The organism is Thermosipho sp. 1070, assembly GCF_001682135.1.
Lineage (GTDB): Bacteria > Thermotogota > Thermotogae > Thermotogales > Fervidobacteriaceae > Thermosipho > Thermosipho affectus.
The window spans coordinates 797,933-815,056 of the sequence record NZ_CP007121.1 but is presented as its reverse complement, the minus strand read 5'-3'; the positions used below and the strand labels follow the sequence as shown (position 1 = coordinate 815,056).

Below are 17,124 nucleotides of genomic sequence, written 5' to 3'. Positions count from 1 at the left end.
TTTGTTCATATGCAAGTAAATCTTTTAAGTCAGATGGTTGATATTTTACAATATCAAGCAAAAAGTTATAAAGATATTATTTTTTGAAAGTTGTATAGTTTGTTTTCCAATTGGGAGTTATTTGATCAAGGAGGAGTGAGATATACATGCCTGTTGAGTAACAACTGGCTTTAAAGTTTTTTAAATCTTTAATTTTTATTAAATCTTCACCAAACAATGAAATTAAGAAGCTTTTTGGAAACTTGCTTTCATCTAATAATGCTCTATATTCTACATACGTTGCAGTTCCCTCTGTACTTTCTAATCAAAGCTCGTAATCTAGGAAATTATTTATTAAGTGTCGTCTTTTTTCTCTAAAGGATATGAATTTTTTCACATATTCTGTTTTTAATTGTTTATTTGTTTCAAAAACACTTTTTAAAAGGTATTTTCTTTCTAAGATTTTCAGGGCAATGTTTTCCAAGGTGAATGGATATTGAAAGGCAAGAAATTCATTTGCAAATCTTTTATCTTTATTTAGAAATTGAAAACCATGGAAGAGTTCGTGTACTATTTTCGAATAAAAAAATGGAAATGTTTCGAGCTTATCCATTGTTGAGATATTCCATATTCCCATATATTTTCCGTTGAAATTGATAGCAGTATTTCCTACAAAGTTTTCATTCTATCCATTTTCCTATGAAAATCCCTTGTTCTTCTATAAAGTTTTTAGGAGGATTGTCAAAACCTATTATGTATACATATGAATTGTCATAAAAAGCTATGGAAAGTGGTTTAAAGTTATCCCAATAATCTGAAAGCTTACCGCTATTTGTTTTTTGTGTATAGTTTTTAAGATTTGAATAATTTCTTCTGTATTTAAACAAACAACATTATTTAATACCTAAATTATATCAAGAATGAAAAGTTATATTTAGATTTATTGGAATATTCCAGATGATAATAGTTAATGAATATGTTCAGAAAATAATGAAAAAAAGTTGGAAAGATTGGTAAGTATTGAACTTTTTAATCATTTTGAGTGCATATACTCAAAGGATCTTAGATGACATCCCATTGAATACGCTTTTTATAATACTTGTTTCTTCTTTTTTTAGGGAATTCTAACTTTAATTGACGTTCTTATAACGGTATGTTAAAATGTGTGTGATGTTTTGTTTTGTGTGTGAAATATATAACAAATAGTGGTGGGGGGATTGATGATGGGTTTAAAGGTTTGGAAGGAAGAGTTATCTGTAAAGTGTAAAAATGGAATAGCGTTTTTACTATCTGCTTCTGTGGTTTGGGGAGTTATGCTTGTTATATTGTTATCCCCATTTTCATTAGAAACAAAAAATTCATTGATTTTATGGTCTACGGCTTTGTTATTTCCGCTTGCAATGTTTTTTTCAAAAATCTTTAAGGCACAATGGAAGATAGACGATAATCCTCTTTCTATTTTGGGATTTTATTTAAACATAGCACAGCTTATATATTATCCAATAGTGATATGGGCTATGATAAAAAGGCCCGAAGAAATGATAATTTTTCTTGCCATGATAACGAGCGCACACTTTTTTCCATATGGCTGGTATTATGGCACTAAAATTTTTATGGTGATGTCAGTTTTTATGTCAGTATCAATTTTACTTGTTAGTCTTAAATTAGCTTTGGATACTTTATGGGTTGTACCTGCAGTAATGATAGCTTTTTTAATTGTTCTTGTTATACTTTTGTATAAGGATTATAAGAAAAAAGAAGCTTAGAAAGATTAGTGAGATTGGCAAGTGTTGAAATTTTTTTGTCATTTGAAAGGTGTAAAGCGCTGAAGAATCTTGAATGACACTTCCTCTTTTTGTCATTCTGAGTAACATAGTAACAAAGGAGCCTACATCCTCAAAATGACGGAGAAAGATTCCTCTGGCAATGGTTAGTAGTTTTGTTTATAAACCTGAGAAGTATTATTTAAGTTTGATGACTCTAAAATCAAACTTATTCTTTGAAGATATTTGAAGTTATATTAGAAAATATAGTGCTATAAGGTTTACAAAAATTAATATGTTTGTTGACCGTTATTATATATAACATTATGGTAGTTGCCATATAATTATAGATGAGGTAATATGAAGCTTTATAATCGAAGAAAGAAATTAAAGAAGTTAAAAAAAAAAGATGATAATATTTTTTTGAGATTAGTTGAAAGAATATATTTACTACATCTCTATCTATTATCAAATATCCTATTTTATCTATACTGCTATTAAGTGTTAGAATATATACGTAAAGACCAAATAGGTGGTGGAAGATATGAAGAGATTACCGATAGGGATACAAAGTTTTGCAAAACTAAGAGAAGATAAAGAGTTTTATTATGTAGATAAGACGAGATTTATAAAGATGTTGAGTGAAGAGACATCGGGATATTTTTTTCTCTCACGACCAAGAAGGTTTGGAAAGAGCTTATTTTTAGACACATTAAGGCAAGCATTTTTGGGAAAAAAGGAACTATTTAAAGGGTTATACCTTGAGAACAATTGGGATTGGAGTAAAAAATATCCTGTTATCTATATATCCTTTGGAGCGGGGGTACATAAAACAGAGGAAGAACTAAGAGAAACACAGGATATGATATTAAGGAAACACGCAGAAGGATACGATATAAAACTAGAGGAGAAAAGTATAAAGAATAGATTTATAGAACTAATAGAAAAGGTATACAAAAAAGAGAAAGAAAAAGTAGTGATATTGATAGACGAATATGACAAGCCGATATTAGACAACATAGAAGAGAAAGAGATAGCAAAAGAGATGAGAGAAAGCCTTAAAAACTTTTATTCGGTGATAAAAGATGCAGATGAATATATAAAATTTGTATTTATAACAGGAGTAACCAAATTTTCGAAAGTATCGATATTTTCTGGGTTAAACAATTTAAACGATATAACACTTGATCCAAAATATGCGAGCATATGTGGTATAACGCAAAAAGAATTAGAAGAAGGATTTAAAGAGTTATTAGAAGGGGTAGACAAAGAAGAGATGAAAAAGTGGTACAATGGGTACAATTTTTTAGGGGAAAAGGTATACAATCCATTTGATGTATTATTATTTTTGGATAAAAAGATATACAGGCCATATTGGTTTGAAACGGGAACGCCAACATTTTTGATAAAGCTATTAATGAAAGAAAGATACTATCTACCGGAAATAGAGAATCTTAGGGCGGGTGAAGAGATAATAGAAAGCTTTGATGTAGAAACCATGAACATAACAACGCTTTTGTTTCAAGCGGGATATTTAACAATAAAAGGATACAAAGATATATTTGGGAAAAGGACATATTATCTTACATATCCAAATATAGAAGTAAGGACATCGTTTATGGATCACATACTAAACTACATAACAAAAAAACCGGAAAAAAAGGCAGAAAGTGAGATAGAACTTTCAGAAGCATTAATAAAGTCAGAAATAGAAAAGATGAAAGAAATATTTCACGCATTTTTTGCATCGATACCGAATGATTGGTACAGGAAAAATGATATAGAGAAATACGAAGGATTTTATGCAAGCGTGTTCTATGCATACTTTGCAGCGCTAGGGATAGAGGTAAAAGCAGAGGATGTAACAAATAAAGAAAGGATAGATTTAACTGTAAGGTTTGAAGAAAAATGTTATATATTTGAATTTAAAGTAATAGAAGGGAAAGAGAAAAAGGGAGCACTAGAGCAGCTAAAAGAAAAAAGATATCATGAAAAGTATAAAGGAAAGTGCAAAGAGATATACATAATAGGAGTAGAATTTGACAAGGAAGAAAGGAATATAGCATACTTTGAATGGGAAAGAGTATGATGGAGGGTGTTGTAGTTCTTTTATCATTCTGAGGTGCAAACCGCTGAAGAATCTAAGAGTTTTCGCCTGCCTGCTTCTTTCGGATGATATTTTTTTTGACTCCGTTACTGTTTTACTTGATATAAGAGAAAAAATGTAAAAGTAAAGATAAAAATGTATATATAAAAGAGGGAAAATAAAAATGTACAAAAAAAGGATAAATAAGGTTCATTATTGTTTAGAAGAATTAGAAAAAATTTAGGTTTTTCCTTTAATCTATAAAAATATTACATGGGAATGGTGTAATAGTCTAGCTAATATTGATTGAGAGAACATTTTTATTTTGTAAAGTGTTTTAGTATTACTTCCGATGGACTATTAATTCTTGAAGGTGTGAACACCTTTTTTGTCATTCCGAACCTGCAAGGGTGAGGAATCTAAGAGGCTTTTTGTCTTTTTGAGTAGCAAGCGGGTGAAGAATTTTATCTGTGACTTATGTGACAATTGTCTACAAATTGTGACAGTTGTGACAGATTATTTGAATACTACTTGGATATTATATAAAATATTTTACCGGAAACTTTTAGTTGTCCATTCCTTTCAATGATTAATCCATTTTCTTTTAGACGATTTATATAGGTATACGCTGTTTGTCTTTTTATACCCTTTTCCTCCAGCTTTTTCACAATTATATTTCTGTTGCCATATTGGGTTATGGTGTTTAGCACTGCCTCTTGAAGGTCTGTAAGTTGTAATGAATTTTCAAAATATTTTTTTGTGATTTTTTTAATGGTTTTTACAGCGATATTGCCTGTTATTCTTTTCTTGTGAAGGTTGTTTAAAACTATTTGCTGAGAGATCCATAAAGCATCCCTTGGGTTTCCATCACTATATCTTGCTATTTCGTATAAAGCATCGCTATCTAAAAAGTCAGGATATTTTCTTAGCCTTTTTAAGATTACTTCTTGTATTTGTTCATTGCTAAGAGGTTCTAAAAAATAAGTGTCTTTTAAAATATTTTCCAGATTACCAGATTCGTTCCATCTTAATCTGTCTTTTGCATATTCTCTATATATAGCAAATGGGAGAGATAGTATTACTATCAATCCCTGTTTATCGAATATGTTTTTTAATGAATCTAAAATTATTAGTACTTCTTCTTTTTTTTCTTTGTCAAGTTCGTCTATAAGTAATATTATTCTGTTATATTTCTCAATTAATAAGTTGAGAATATCATCTAACAACTCATAAGCATGATAGATATTAAATTTTCTTGTGTGAGTAGTAGTTTTTGAGAAGTTTCCACTAACAAAAATTCCCCCACTTGCTCCTATAGACCTGGTCTCGCTTCTTTCCTCAATAATAAACTCTATTGATTTTTTTGCAGTAGTTAAAAGCTTGCCTTTTTCTTCATGCTTTTCTATCTCTTTGGCAAGTTTGTACAGCATATCACCAATTATTATTTCTTTACTTTCTTTTTCTGTAAGCCTTACGTAAACTCTTTTTCCCACACCAGGTTCGATAAAGTTCAGTATTGTTGTTTTTCCCACACCAGTCTCACCGCAGAGACCATACACCCCTTTTGGTTGATAAAAACATATGGCATTAAGGGAGTTTATTTCTTCATCCCTATTAACAAGCAGATTTTTTGAAGATAAGGGAGTATCATAAAGCGCTTGAAGGATTTCTCTTATTTCATTTTCATTCACTATCTCACCGCCATTGAAAAACTTATTTACCGTTCAAAGATATTATAGCACAAATTGTGACTTATGTGACAACTGTCTACAAATTGTGACAGTTGTGACAAAAAAACAAATGACAATTCCTATAAGAATTAGCGAGATTAGCAAGGTTGGAGAGGTTGGAGAGAGTTGGAGCTTTTTGTCATTCTGAGGAACGAAGTGACGAAGAATCTTGAATGATTTTTCGAATGTATAAGATCCTTCACATGCGTTCAGGATGACATCCCATTCGACGCTTTGTTCCTCAGGATGGCATACCTTTCGCATATGCTCAGAATGACAAAGTAGGAGTTTTAATTTTTATTTGTATTTTTGATGTTATTTTATGGTGTAATATTACTAACTCACAAGTTACTTACTTATAAGTTAGTAACTTATAAGTATATAGATGGGGTGACAATGTGTTCATAGGCAGAGAAAGAGAACTGAAAAGTTTGAATGAATTATACAAAGATGATAAATTTCAATTTGTTGTTGTATATGGTCGAAGACGAGTTGGAAAAACTACTTTACTTTTAGAGTTTTGCAAGGAAAAACCTTGTATTTTTTATGTAGCTGATGAATCTGTAGACAGTATATCTTTAGAGAAGTTTTCAAAAGAAGTTTTTTCATATTTTCATTTAAATGGTTTAAGTAGTTTTAGAACATGGGAAGAGGCATTTAATTTTTTAGGTGAAAGGTCAAAGGAAAAAAGGCTGGTTGTGGTAATAGATGAGTTTCAATATCTTGTGAATTCCAACAAAAGTATACCATCGATTTTACAAAAATTGATAGATCATCATTTAAAAAATACTAAATTATTTTTGATTATCTGTGGTTCGTATGTTAGTTTTATGGAAAAAGAGGTTTTAGGATATGAAAGTCCATTGTATGGTAGGAGAACCGCACAATTTGAAATCACAACATTTGATTTTTTTGATAGTAAAAAGTTCTTTCTAAAGTATGATTTGAAACGTCAAGTTAGTGTGTATGGGATTTTAGGTGGAACACCTCAATATCTAATAACTTTTGATGAAAATTTGGATGTTTTTGAAAATGTAAAACAAAAAATTTTAAATAAGTTGTCCTATTTATACGAAGAGCCAAGATTTTTATTGCGTGAAGAGTTAAGAGAGCCAATGTTGTACAATTCTATTTTAGAAGCACTTGCGACTGGAAGAACAAAATTAAATGAAATTGCTACAAAAATAAAAGTTAATAATGCCAAGGTTTCGAAATATATAGATACGCTAATTAATTTGAAAATAGTTGAAAAAATCAAACCAGAACCAATAGGCAAAACTGGAAGAAGCAGCATTTTTAAAATTAAAGACAATTTTTTCAGATTTTGGTACAGATTTGTCTTTGAAAATAGGGAATTAATTGAGCAAGGATTGTTGGATACCGTGTTAGAAAAAAAGATTAAACCGTTTATAAATGATTACTTGGGGGTTGTATTTGAGGATATAGCCTTTGAATATCTAAAAAAGATGAATAAAAATGGAAAATTACCATTTGTTTTTGAAAGAATAGGAAAATGGTGGGGAAATAATCCTATAAAAAAGCAAAAAGAGGAAATAGATATAGTTGCTTATGATAAAGAAAATATCCTTTTTGGAGAATGCAAATGGAAAAATGGTTTGGTTGATATGACTATTGTAAAAAAGATGATAGACAAAAGTGTCTTGTTTGATTTTAAAAACAAATTTTACGTATTTTTTTCAAAAAATGGTTTTACAGATGAAGTTGTTAATTTTTCAAAGGTTAGTGGAAATATCCTATTGTTTAGTTTAAATGATTTGATTAATCTTTTTTAAAAATAGAGAAATAAAAAAGAGAGTTGGAAAGGTTGGCAAGATTAGCGAAGTTAGTGTTTTTTTGTCATTCTGAGCAATACGTGCAAAGAATCTTGGATGGTTTTTCGAGTGTATAAGATCCTTCGTCACTTCGTTCCTCAGGATGACATCCCCTTCGTTGCTTCACTCCTCAAGATGTCATCCCGAGCGTAGTCGAGGGATCTTATCTTTTTCTTTCTGTCATTCTGAACAAAGTTAAGAATCTTAGATAGCGAGTGTTAGCGAGATTAGATAGATTGGATAGTGTTGGATAAGTTAGAAAGTTAGTAAAAATATAAGATTCTTCGCGCATACGCGCTCAGAATGACAAAAAAGTCCCAACACTCTCCAACCTCTCTAATCTTGCCAACTTATCCGAGTTTATAGGATTTTGGTTTGTTATAATGAAACAATATAAATAGAAAGGAGGAATAAAAGATGTGCATATCCAAAGATGCAATTATTGGAAAAAATGTGACATTTGGCCACAATGTGGTTATAGAAAAAGATGCTGTGATAGGTGATAATGTTATTATAGGACATAATGTGGTAATTCATTCTGGAACTATTATTGGAAGTGGATCTGTGATATCAGATAACACAGTTCTTGGAAAAAAGCCATTTAAAGCATCTACTTCAGCCACTACTGAGGATAAGGAGCTAAAACCGTTAAAAATTGGTAACTTTGTGACGATGGGTGCAAACTGTGTTATTTATAAAGGAGCTATTCTTGAGGATTTTGTTTTTGTTGGGGATTTGGCTAGTATACGAGAAGAGGTGAGAATAGGTAAAAAGACTATAATAGGTCGAGGAGTAACCGTTGAAAATAAAACTCGTATAGGAAAATATGTAAAAATAGAAACAGAGGCGTATATTACTGCTTTATCAGTAGTAGAAGATTACTGTTTTATAGCTCCGGAGGTTACTTTTACAAATGATAATTTTCTTGGTAGAACGGAAAAAAGAAAGAAATTTTTTAAAGGGCCGATTATAAGAAAGGGAGCAAGAATAGGGGCTAATGCAACAATACTCCCAGGTGTGATTGTCGAAGAAGATGCACTTGTAGCAGCTGGTTCTGTAGTTACAAAAAATGTTCCTGCAAAAAAGATAGTGGCAGGTGTTCCTGCAAAGGTTTTAAAAGATGTACCAGATGAGCAGCTGTTAATAAATCAAACATATTACAAAAAATGAAATGAGGCTGGAGAGAGCGGCGAGTGTTGTAGAGATTAGAGATAGTCATATGGTTCGATTTAAAGAAAAAATGTATGTTGTTATGTTGAATGTGCAATAACGTTGGGAGGGGTAGAGTGAATATTAAGAAATTTTTAGCAAACGGAGAATACAAAAAAATTATAGAACTTCTTGATGGAAAAGCGAAAACGCCTTATTAATATAACGCACTTGGTCTTGCTTATTACAGTACAAGCAGAAAAAACAAAGCGATATTAAACTTTAAAAAAGCATTATCGCTTGACCCACAAAATTTGGATGCGCTTTTTAACCTTGCAGAAATGTTTCTACAAATTGAAAAATACCCTAAGGCTAAAGAGTATGCGTTGAAACTTCTCGACGTTTCACCTAAGGAATGGATGGTGCATGATATACTGGCTGAAACTTACATGTTTGAGGGTTTTTTCGACAAAGCAGCTGAGCATATAAACGAAGCATTATCATACGCTCCAGCAGAAAATTTAGAAGCTTTGAATGCGAAACTGAAAAAATTAAAGAGTCGGATAGAGAAAGCAGAGAAGCAAAAAAGACTTGCGATAATATGTTTAATGGGGCTTGATAACTTCATAGATGATATGATCAAAGGTTTATCAGATGAATATTGGATCCAACGGTGGGCAGTGAGGAACGATAAGGAAATAAAGGCAAGTATAGACTGGGCTGATATAGTATGGTTTGAGTGGGCCAACGAAGCAGCAGTGATAGGAACAAATTATCCAGGAATTGTTGAAAAAAAGTTCTCGTGAGATTACATAGTTACGAAGTGTTTACCAATTTTCCTTTAAAAATAAATTGGAATAACGTGAACAAAATAATTTTTGTAGCTCCGCATATTCGAGAAATTTTGAAAATGACATTTCCAAGTCTTGCAGGAAAAATAGATAGTAAAATAATTTACAATGGAATCGATTTAGAAAAGATACCTTTCATGGAAAGAAGTAAAGGATACAACATAGCGTGGGTAGCACATATAAGTCATAAGAAAAATCCTGCTATGATACTTCAGGTGATTAAAAAGCTAACAGAAATTGATAAACATTACAAAATTCATATTGCAGGAGATTTTCAAGATAGCAGATACGAGTTGTACTTAAAATATATGGTTGAAGAAATGGGGTTAAAGAATAATGTAATCTTTTATGGGTGGGTAGACGATATGGAAGAATGGTGGAGAGATAAAAACTATGTACTTTCTACAAGTATTCATGAAGGACATCCCTATAATATTATGGAAGCAATGGCAAGAGGAATAAAACCTGTGATACACAATTTTTTTGGGGCAAAAGAGCTTTATGAGAAGCGTTGGATATTTAATGATATAGAAGAAGCATGCAGAATAATTACTGAAAACAACTACAATTCTATTTACTATAGGCAATATGTTACCAATAGAAAATGGACATTTAAAGATCAAATAAATGCAGTAAAAAAGTTTTAAGTGATATTTTAGCAGACGAGGAGAGTTTTGAGAAAAAAAATTAATAATACTTAACAAAAACCCAAAAAAGGAAAGATTAGATACATCTAATAATAAATTATCCGCATATGAAGATTTTGAAAAACTTAAACCATATCTTAAAGGAAAATATTTTGACAAAGGTCTAATAATAAACTACAATGTTACACCTCAGTACAAAGATTTAAAAAATTTTATAGAATCTCGATTGAAAGATAAAAGAGTTTTGCATATAGGATTTGCTGATCATAAGGATATAATTGGTATGAAAATTAAATCTAAACAGTGGATTCATAATTTCATACTCAAAGTAGCTAGAGAAGTTTGGGGGATTGATATTGATTGTGAAGCAGTGCGTTATTTGAAAGATGTGTATGGAATTCAAAATATAATTTGTGCTAATATTGAAAATTATTATGAATTACCAGATATTATAAAACAAACAAACTGGGATAGTATAGTTGTTTTTGATGTAATAGAACATCTTCATAATCCAATAAAATTTCTAAAAGCTATTAAGAAACTTAAAGCGACTCAACTTGTTGTATCTGCTCCGAATGCCTATAGATGGGAAAATATAATACAAGGGTTTAACAATATGGAAATTGTAAATACTGACCATAAATATTGGTTTTCAGGTTTTACTTTGATGAAAACCGTAACTTTGGCAGGTTTTAAGGTAAAGAATCTAGTATTTCTTGATAGATATTTGAAAAACATACCAGAAAAATTTTCAAATTCAATTTTTAGAGATACAGTGCTTGTTATTGCAGAATTTTGAAACGGAATTGGAGTAAAACGTAAAAAAGCATGCAGATTAATGAAAGAAGTGATATTTTAAAACGTTTAATTTACCTATGAAATGTCTAGAAATTTCATTGAAATGATTTGTTAGTAAGTTGTTGTAAATGAAAAGCAACACAGGTTTTCCTTGTGTTGCTTTTTTATAGCAATAGTTTTAGTAACTAGAATGATTCTTGCTATAGCACTTTTGGGGAATGTTGAAGAACATTCATTTAAATTTTAGGGTAACAAAAAATATGTATAGAAAAATAATACGTGAGAGGTATGGAGGTGGGAATTTGAAAAAAATAATAATTTTATTGTCCGTTTTACTTTTTATTGTTATGGCATGTACAACAAATGATGATAGTTTTAAATTAGAGATAATTGCACCTGATGTGGTGGAGGCTTCAAAAGAAGCGCAGATAGTCGTGAGTGGAGATTTGATCGGCGCAAAAAGTGGAACCTTGGAAATAGTTGATGAGTACAATAGAAAGATAGTAAAAAATTTTGGAAAAGTTCCAGAAACGATAAATGTCTCCTTTGATAAGCCTGGAAAATATTCACTAAAGGCAAGTGTTATATCTCTTTTGGATGGAAAAAAATACGAGGATTATAAACCAAAACTTTACGTTTATGATCCATCACAGCCATTGATAAAAAATATATCTGTTATTCCAAGCAAGATTTTTGTAGGTGATGATGTAATATTGTATTTAGACGTAAATTCCAAAAATCCAGAGGTGAATATAGAAACAGAAGGTCTTTCAAAATATGGAAAAAAAGAAATTTCAACTATGCTAAAACCTGGAGAGATATTTTTGAATTTGGGAAAGTTCGATGAAAGCGGTGATAAAGAGTTTTTCATAAAAGTCGATAATTTAATAGGTGCTGAAGATTCCACAAAAATTTCTTTAAATATTTTACCTATTGATAATGAGGCACCGCAAATTGTAATACATTCAAAATTCTCTTACCCAACAAATTCAAATATTTTAATAAATGTCGATATCTCAGATGATGTAAAGCTTTCAAGTTATGAGGTTTATTTGGATGGAGAGTTAAAATTACAAGATAGTGTGGATCAAAAAGAATTAAAAAATATCCCGGTACAGTTAAACAAATTAGAAACAGGAGATCACTCGTTAATAGTTAAGGCAACTGACTGGTTAGGTAAAAAATCTATGATAGGAAAAAGAATATTAATAGGGGATACTTATTTAAATTTTGAGATAGCAATTTCCAATGAATCAAATCTTATCCCGGGACATTCTACGATAATTTCTGTGGTGCCGGTTGAAAGTATAAATTTTAGAAAAATTATATACTTTATAGACGGTAAGAAATATTTTGAAACGGTAGATCAAACGTATGTTGAGTGGATAGTAGAAGAAGGTGGACACTATATAACGGTATATGCAGAAGATGAAAGTGGAAGAGCAGGTATAAATGAAATATTTGTATCTGTAAATGACACTAACGCACCTAAGTTAAAAGCTATGACCGTTAATGGGAAGGTTTTAGATAAGACGGATAATAATAGGATACCTATTGGTAGTAACACTATAAGCGTGTGTTTTGAAGATCCAGGAGGTATATCAAAGACTTCTACACCTGTGTTGTATATAAGAGAAGATCACTATTCAGATTTTTACGATGTTTTGGAGATGAATTTAAGTGAGATTTCAAACGATGAAAAACAGGCAACTTTTACAGTTAACACGTCTATTGGGTATGGATATTTTTACCTATTTGTTAAAGGAGTGAAGGATAAAGAAGGGAATGAATATACAGGAGAAGATGTATTTACCGTTATAACAGGATACTGATTTTGGAGGTGTGTAAGATGAAAAAATGGGTTTTTTTGTTTTCTATTATTTCAGTTTTTGTTTTAGCTATTAATATATCACCGCTTTGGGAAAATGATTATATCGAATTGTCTCCTACGGGATATGTCCAAGGTGGTGGTGTTGCAGTAAAGCAGACGGGAGATATACATTTTTTAAGTAAAGATTCGTATTACTATGTTATAAATAGATTGGGGAATATAACGGGGAATTATGGAACTCCAGATGGAGGAGTTGGTTGGAAACATATAAGTTATCCTATAATACTCAATAATAATTACATTGTGTATGTTACTTCAAATTACAATGGAAAAAGCTATGTTAATGTAAGGACAAATGCCACAAGTAAAAAAGTAGAAATTAGCGGTAATGTATCAAGGGCAGCTGTAGCATTTGCAGATGGAAGTAACATCCACATATATGTTGGAATAGGTTTGGATGGAGGGCATGGAGTCTACCACTTGGTTTACGATATGGGAACTGATACATTTACCACTACAAATGATTTTTATGGAACCGATGGACCTGTAGAAATAGCACCTATTTTATCTCCAAAAAAAGACGCATTGTTTGTTTTAGATAAAAGTGGTAATTTTTACAAAATAGCGCTTGATAGTTCTTTTAATTTAACGGCAAACGTTAATAAGATTCAATTGGGTGGAGATTTTGAAACACCAATGGCATATAGTGAAGGTTTTATTTACGCTGTAAGTCGTGGAGGTACATTGTATAGGATTCCACCTGAAGGGGTAAACTCAGATGTAGATTTTATAAAATTGGGAAATTCCAGTATGGCCGCTGGTGTTTTGGTTGACTCAAAAGGATACGTTTATGTTTTTGATGACCTTGGAACAATTCATGTAGTAAGAGTTTCTGATGACTTGTTTAAAGTTGCCTCATATTCCATTTACAACGATTTTGGATCTGGATATAGATTTGCCACTACACCTCTTTTGTTTAAAAAATCTTCAGAAAATAAGATTTATATTTTTACATTACTTAATGCGGAAAGCTCTGGTAAGATAGTGGTTTATTCAATGAGCTATGATGATTATAGTTTTGCTAAAGAATGGGAAAAAGATGTAAGTGAAACATTTTCAATTATAAGCTCTCCTGCAATGGTTCCACTTTCTTCTGTAAATGAAGAAGTTTATATCATAGCATTTACAACAAGCCATGATAAAGTGTATGCATATACTGTAGATGCAAAGGGACCATATGGTTTTTGGGCAATGGAAGGTCAAAATTCGTATAGAACAGGTTTTGTTGATGCCGATGCACCAACATTCCGGACTAGTATCACTTTAAAAGCAAAAGATTGGTATTCTGGAATAGAGCTTTCTAAGGAGAATTTAAATGATACAAATGGTAAATATGGAATATTGTTTGATGCGACAGTTGTTTCAATATCTGATAGTGGTGATATTTCATCGCATACAACGGTGCAATACACAACTAATCCAAATTTGAATAACACAGATCAATCGGTAAATGATCCAATACCATCTGGAAGAGCTGGTCTTGATAAATTACTAATAAAATTTGCAACAGAAACTACTACAACCTTGCTTTTTAACGATTCTTTTATAAGCAACGTAACAAATAATGTTATTAGTTCTCCAATTGTGGATGCAACGTTTGCATTTAGACAATTTGATTCTGGGATACCAGGATTGGATGTTCCTTATCTTGAAAGTAATCAAGCAACTATTTTATTTGGATATGATGATAAAGAAGCAGATATTTTAGCAGATTCTACGTATGCTATACTAATAAAGTACAACTTACCGGATAGCGTTGCATCTGAAATGGTAAATTTTGGAAAGGGCGAAACGGTAAAGACGATAGATGCATACACACCATTTACCAGTATTACTATACCTTCTACTGCTTTTGCGTATAAGTGGAAGGTATATCAATGGGATTCAAATAGTTTGTGGGGATATAAATCTTTTGACTATAAATCTATTGATACTTTAAACTTAGGAGTTGATGATACCAAGCGTGCGCCTACTTATATTGAAATTTACTACACGGAACTTACAGGTACTGTAACCTTTGTTGTGCCAATGTACGCGGAAAGCAAAGCAAGGGCGTTTATATTAATAGATGCTGCAAAAGGAGCTTTGTCAAGTACATTGTATGCAACACTCACAAGTCCTGAAATTTCCATGTCTCTTTCCACAATAACTTCTATTGATGTAAATCCATCGTTTGTGGAAAATACGGATTTAAGTGTTACAAGAGATGATTATTTAAAGCTTGTTTTTGAAGAAATTTCAAGGAGTGGAGTTTCACAAGATACGAGGGTTGCTACTATAAGTTTGTGGTTGGATTTTGCAACTAATACTTATCTTTACTTTAATAATCAAGCAAGGTATTTTGATTTATTTAACATAGAACTTTATACACAACTAAAAAACAACCCTGTTGAAAGAGGATTACTTTCAAAGAATAAATTTATTGCAAATAAATATTTAACGCTACCTGGAGATTTTAATTTAGATGGAGTTGTGGATATAGATGATTATCTAATGTTTAGAAATGCTTTGTATAATTATCAAAAAAATGGTGTATATGATCCCACATATGATATAGGGCCGCGTGTTGATTTTATGCCACCAAATAGGGGATATATTCCTGGATTTTCTGAAAAAGATGGAGTAATAGATGAAATGGATTTAAACGTATTCTTGGTTATGTATGGATATACACCGCCTTCTACTAATATAGAGTATTCTGGAAATTAAGGGAGGGAAAATTTATGAAGAAAATAATATATACTTTGGGTATAGCGTTGCTAGTTATTTTAAGTAGTTGTGGTATTTTTAATAGAGGTGTGAGTAATTCCACAGATAAGGTAGTAAATATTCAAACATTAGTTGAAATAAAAGACCCATATGGAAAGGATGTATACGTTAGTGGAAAGATAAATGGCTTTGATATTGTATTGGCTAATAGGCAAGTTGGGGTAGAAAAAAAGATTTCAAAGATAAATAGTGTGGTACTTGATACAAATATGTTTGATTATACATACACATTTGATGGAAAAAAGGTAACTATTAACCTCAAAATAAAAAAGGATTTACCGGAAAACTTTGCCGAAATTCAAAAAAACCTAAAAGGTCAAATTGTACTTTATACATATAAACTCAATGCAGCAAAATTTAACGTTTGGCTGGATGATATGCTTGATAAAGAGTGGATAGAAAATAGAGACATTTTATCAAGTGATGAAAATATAATAGCGGGGAATTATTTGATATCTGTGTTAAGTAAAAGTATAGTTGGAACAAAACGGATTGAAACAGAGGCTTTGGGCGATGTTAAGGTAAAAAGGATTCAAATTAAGTAAGTAAAATGGGCACATTGTGTGCCCATTTATTTTAAAATTTGTAAGTATAAATAAATATTAAAGTATTAATCTTGGATAAATATTCTATTTTAAAGATGTAGTATTTGTGATTGTTTTTGTTTTGGTAGAGAAAAAATTCACACTCAACCGTAACTTTCTTTGAAAAAATGTAAAAACACTTAAAAGTAAAATTAATAAAAAAGGTGTAAAATAGAGGTGAGATGTTGTAGCGGAGGTGGTGTAGTATGGCAAAGAACGTTAAGATATTATCACAGATCGAGCTTATAAAATTAACCTCCTCAGGTAATAAGGAAGCGAAAAAGGAGTTGGAAAAAAGATTGAAAGATATGGTGAGTAGTGGTGGAAAAAATGGAAAAGAAAAATCTTGAAGTAATTGATTTTTCCGCCTATTCAAATAATATCCCGCTTTTTGAAAACATTAATTTCTCTTTAAATACAGGCGAAATCATGGTACTTTATGGACCCCGTGGTTCTTCTAAATCTGCCCTTTTGCGCTCTTTTGCACGATTAAATGAAGAAGTGTATAATGATATAAGGTATGTGGGAAGTGTAAATATATGTGGAAAGGACCTTTTTGAGTATGATGTAAAGGATTTGAGGAGTAAGGTTTTATACATTGACACGAACTTCTTTGAGGCGTTAGATTATTTAACTTTTGGTGAATTTTTGGAACTGGCTACAGATGAGGAGTTGCTTTCTTTTGATAGTTATCTTTCAATATTGGATGATTTTGGTATCTTAAAATCACTTCCCAACGGTTTTGAGACACGCCTGTCATCGTTTTATGTTTTGGAGAAGATATTAACTCTTCTTTTTGTCTCATACCTGAAAAATTCTCAGATAGTTATTTTAGATTGCATATTAGACCACTTAGATGATGATCACTTGCAGGTTGTTTCTAAAATTTTAAAGCAAAACGTAGTTTCAAACGAAAAATCGTTAATAATTGCCACGCGCTTTTTTAAGCGTTTCCTTCCTTTATCGGATTTGTTAATTTCAATGAAAAATGGTAAAATTGAATTTGAGGGAAAGCCAAAAGATTATACAATTGTGAGGTGATTTT

General features: G+C 31.2%; 14 protein-coding genes and 1 pseudogene. 12 read left to right on the top strand and 3 right to left on the bottom strand.

The genetic code is table 11. The features are described 5' to 3' along the window. Nucleotides 1-304: 304 nt before the first annotated feature. Both Y592_RS04030 and Y592_RS04025 read right to left on the bottom strand, forming a co-directional pair. Nucleotides 305-592, bottom strand: a complete 288-nt coding sequence (locus Y592_RS04030; protein ID WP_143609923.1) for a hypothetical protein — start codon at nt 590-592, stop codon at nt 305-307. Nucleotides 593-659: 67 nt separating this feature from the next. After that, complete coding sequence (locus Y592_RS04025) at nt 660-866, bottom strand: hypothetical protein (protein ID WP_077287323.1); 207 nt, start codon at nt 864-866, stop codon at nt 660-662. 333 nt (nt 867-1,199) lie between these two features. Between Y592_RS04025 and Y592_RS04020 the strand changes: the two genes are divergently transcribed. Together Y592_RS04020 and Y592_RS04015 are read left to right on the top strand one after the other, a co-directional pair. After that, nucleotides 1,200-1,745 (top strand): DUF7010 family protein, encoded by a 546-nt coding sequence (locus Y592_RS04020; RefSeq protein ID WP_232218223.1) that lies wholly within the window; start codon nt 1,200-1,202, stop codon nt 1,743-1,745. 541 nt (nt 1,746-2,286) lie between these two features. Then, complete coding sequence (locus tag Y592_RS04015; RefSeq protein ID WP_088368867.1) at nt 2,287-3,831, top strand: ATP-binding protein; 1,545 nt, start codon at nt 2,287-2,289, stop codon at nt 3,829-3,831. A 524-nt stretch (nt 3,832-4,355) separates the two neighbouring features. Here the strand turns inward: Y592_RS04015 and Y592_RS04010 are convergent. Further along, nucleotides 4,356-5,519: a P-loop NTPase fold protein gene (locus tag Y592_RS04010; protein WP_077287319.1), complete on the bottom strand. Its 1,164-nt coding sequence runs from the start codon at nt 5,517-5,519 to the stop codon at nt 4,356-4,358. A 437-nt stretch (nt 5,520-5,956) separates the two neighbouring features. On the opposite strand from Y592_RS04010, the gene Y592_RS04005 reads away from it, so the two are divergent. The 10 genes and pseudogenes from Y592_RS04005 (at nt 5,957) to Y592_RS03965 (ending at nt 17,120) form a co-directional block, all read left to right on the top strand. After that, nucleotides 5,957-7,351, top strand: a complete 1,395-nt coding sequence (locus Y592_RS04005) for an ATP-binding protein (protein ID WP_075665739.1) — start codon at nt 5,957-5,959, stop codon at nt 7,349-7,351. A gap of 456 nt (nt 7,352-7,807) precedes the next feature. After that, entirely contained in the window at nt 7,808-8,560 is a 753-nt protein-coding gene (locus Y592_RS04000; RefSeq protein WP_075665738.1) for an acyltransferase, read from the top strand. 212 nt (nt 8,561-8,772) lie between these two features. Continuing rightward, nucleotides 8,773-9,345, top strand: a pseudogene (locus Y592_RS03995) (tetratricopeptide repeat protein); the annotation flags it as partial. A gap of 104 nt (nt 9,346-9,449) precedes the next feature. Continuing rightward, on the top strand, nt 9,450-10,037 hold the full coding sequence (locus Y592_RS03990; RefSeq protein WP_143609921.1) for a glycosyltransferase: 588 nt from the start codon (nt 9,450-9,452) through the stop codon (nt 10,035-10,037). Nucleotides 10,038-10,080: 43 nt separating this feature from the next. After that, complete coding sequence (locus Y592_RS03985; RefSeq protein WP_077287316.1) at nt 10,081-10,836, top strand: class I SAM-dependent methyltransferase; 756 nt, start codon at nt 10,081-10,083, stop codon at nt 10,834-10,836. Between the two features lie 301 nt (nt 10,837-11,137). Beyond that, a complete protein-coding gene (locus tag Y592_RS03980; RefSeq protein WP_075665734.1) occupies nt 11,138-12,667 on the top strand; it encodes a hypothetical protein in 1,530 nt (509 codons plus the stop codon). Between the two features lie 17 nt (nt 12,668-12,684). After that, nucleotides 12,685-15,435, top strand: a complete 2,751-nt coding sequence (locus Y592_RS03975; RefSeq protein ID WP_075665733.1) for a hypothetical protein — start codon at nt 12,685-12,687, stop codon at nt 15,433-15,435. Nucleotides 15,436-15,449: 14 nt separating this feature from the next. Beyond that, nucleotides 15,450-16,040 carry a hypothetical protein gene (locus tag Y592_RS03970; protein ID WP_075665732.1) on the top strand — a complete coding sequence of 197 codons (591 nt, stop codon included), beginning with the start codon at nt 15,450-15,452 and terminating at the stop codon, nt 16,038-16,040. Nucleotides 16,041-16,285: 245 nt separating this feature from the next. Beyond that, a complete protein-coding gene (locus Y592_RS09165; protein WP_172799329.1) occupies nt 16,286-16,429 on the top strand; it encodes a hypothetical protein in 144 nt (47 codons plus the stop codon). Continuing rightward, nucleotides 16,410-17,120, top strand: a complete 711-nt coding sequence (locus Y592_RS03965) for an ATP-binding cassette domain-containing protein (RefSeq protein ID WP_232218222.1) — start codon at nt 16,410-16,412, stop codon at nt 17,118-17,120. Before Y592_RS09165 ends, Y592_RS03965 begins: the two co-directional genes overlap by 20 nt. Nucleotides 17,121-17,124: the final 4 nt, after the last annotated feature.

Excerpts from the sequence above, each read along its gene's own strand:
- Y592_RS04030 (WP_143609923.1), bottom strand. The coding sequence starts at position 592 with ATGGATAAGCTCGAAACATTTCCATTTTTTTATTCGAAAATAGTACAC.
- Y592_RS04020 (WP_232218223.1), top strand. The coding sequence starts at position 1,200 with ATGATGGGTTTAAAGGTTTGGAAGGAAGAGTTATCTGTAAAGTGTAAA.
- Y592_RS04015 (WP_088368867.1), top strand. The coding sequence starts at position 2,287 with ATGAAGAGATTACCGATAGGGATACAAAGTTTTGCAAAACTAAGAGAA.
- Y592_RS04000 (WP_075665738.1), top strand. The coding sequence starts at position 7,808 with ATGTGCATATCCAAAGATGCAATTATTGGAAAAAATGTGACATTTGGC.
- Y592_RS03990 (WP_143609921.1), top strand. The coding sequence starts at position 9,450 with ATGACATTTCCAAGTCTTGCAGGAAAAATAGATAGTAAAATAATTTAC.
- Y592_RS03975 (WP_075665733.1), top strand. The coding sequence starts at position 12,685 with ATGAAAAAATGGGTTTTTTTGTTTTCTATTATTTCAGTTTTTGTTTTA.
- Y592_RS03970 (WP_075665732.1), top strand. The coding sequence starts at position 15,450 with ATGAAGAAAATAATATATACTTTGGGTATAGCGTTGCTAGTTATTTTA.
- Y592_RS09165 (WP_172799329.1), top strand. The coding sequence starts at position 16,286 with ATGGCAAAGAACGTTAAGATATTATCACAGATCGAGCTTATAAAATTA.
- Y592_RS03965 (WP_232218222.1), top strand. The coding sequence starts at position 16,410 with ATGGAAAAGAAAAATCTTGAAGTAATTGATTTTTCCGCCTATTCAAAT.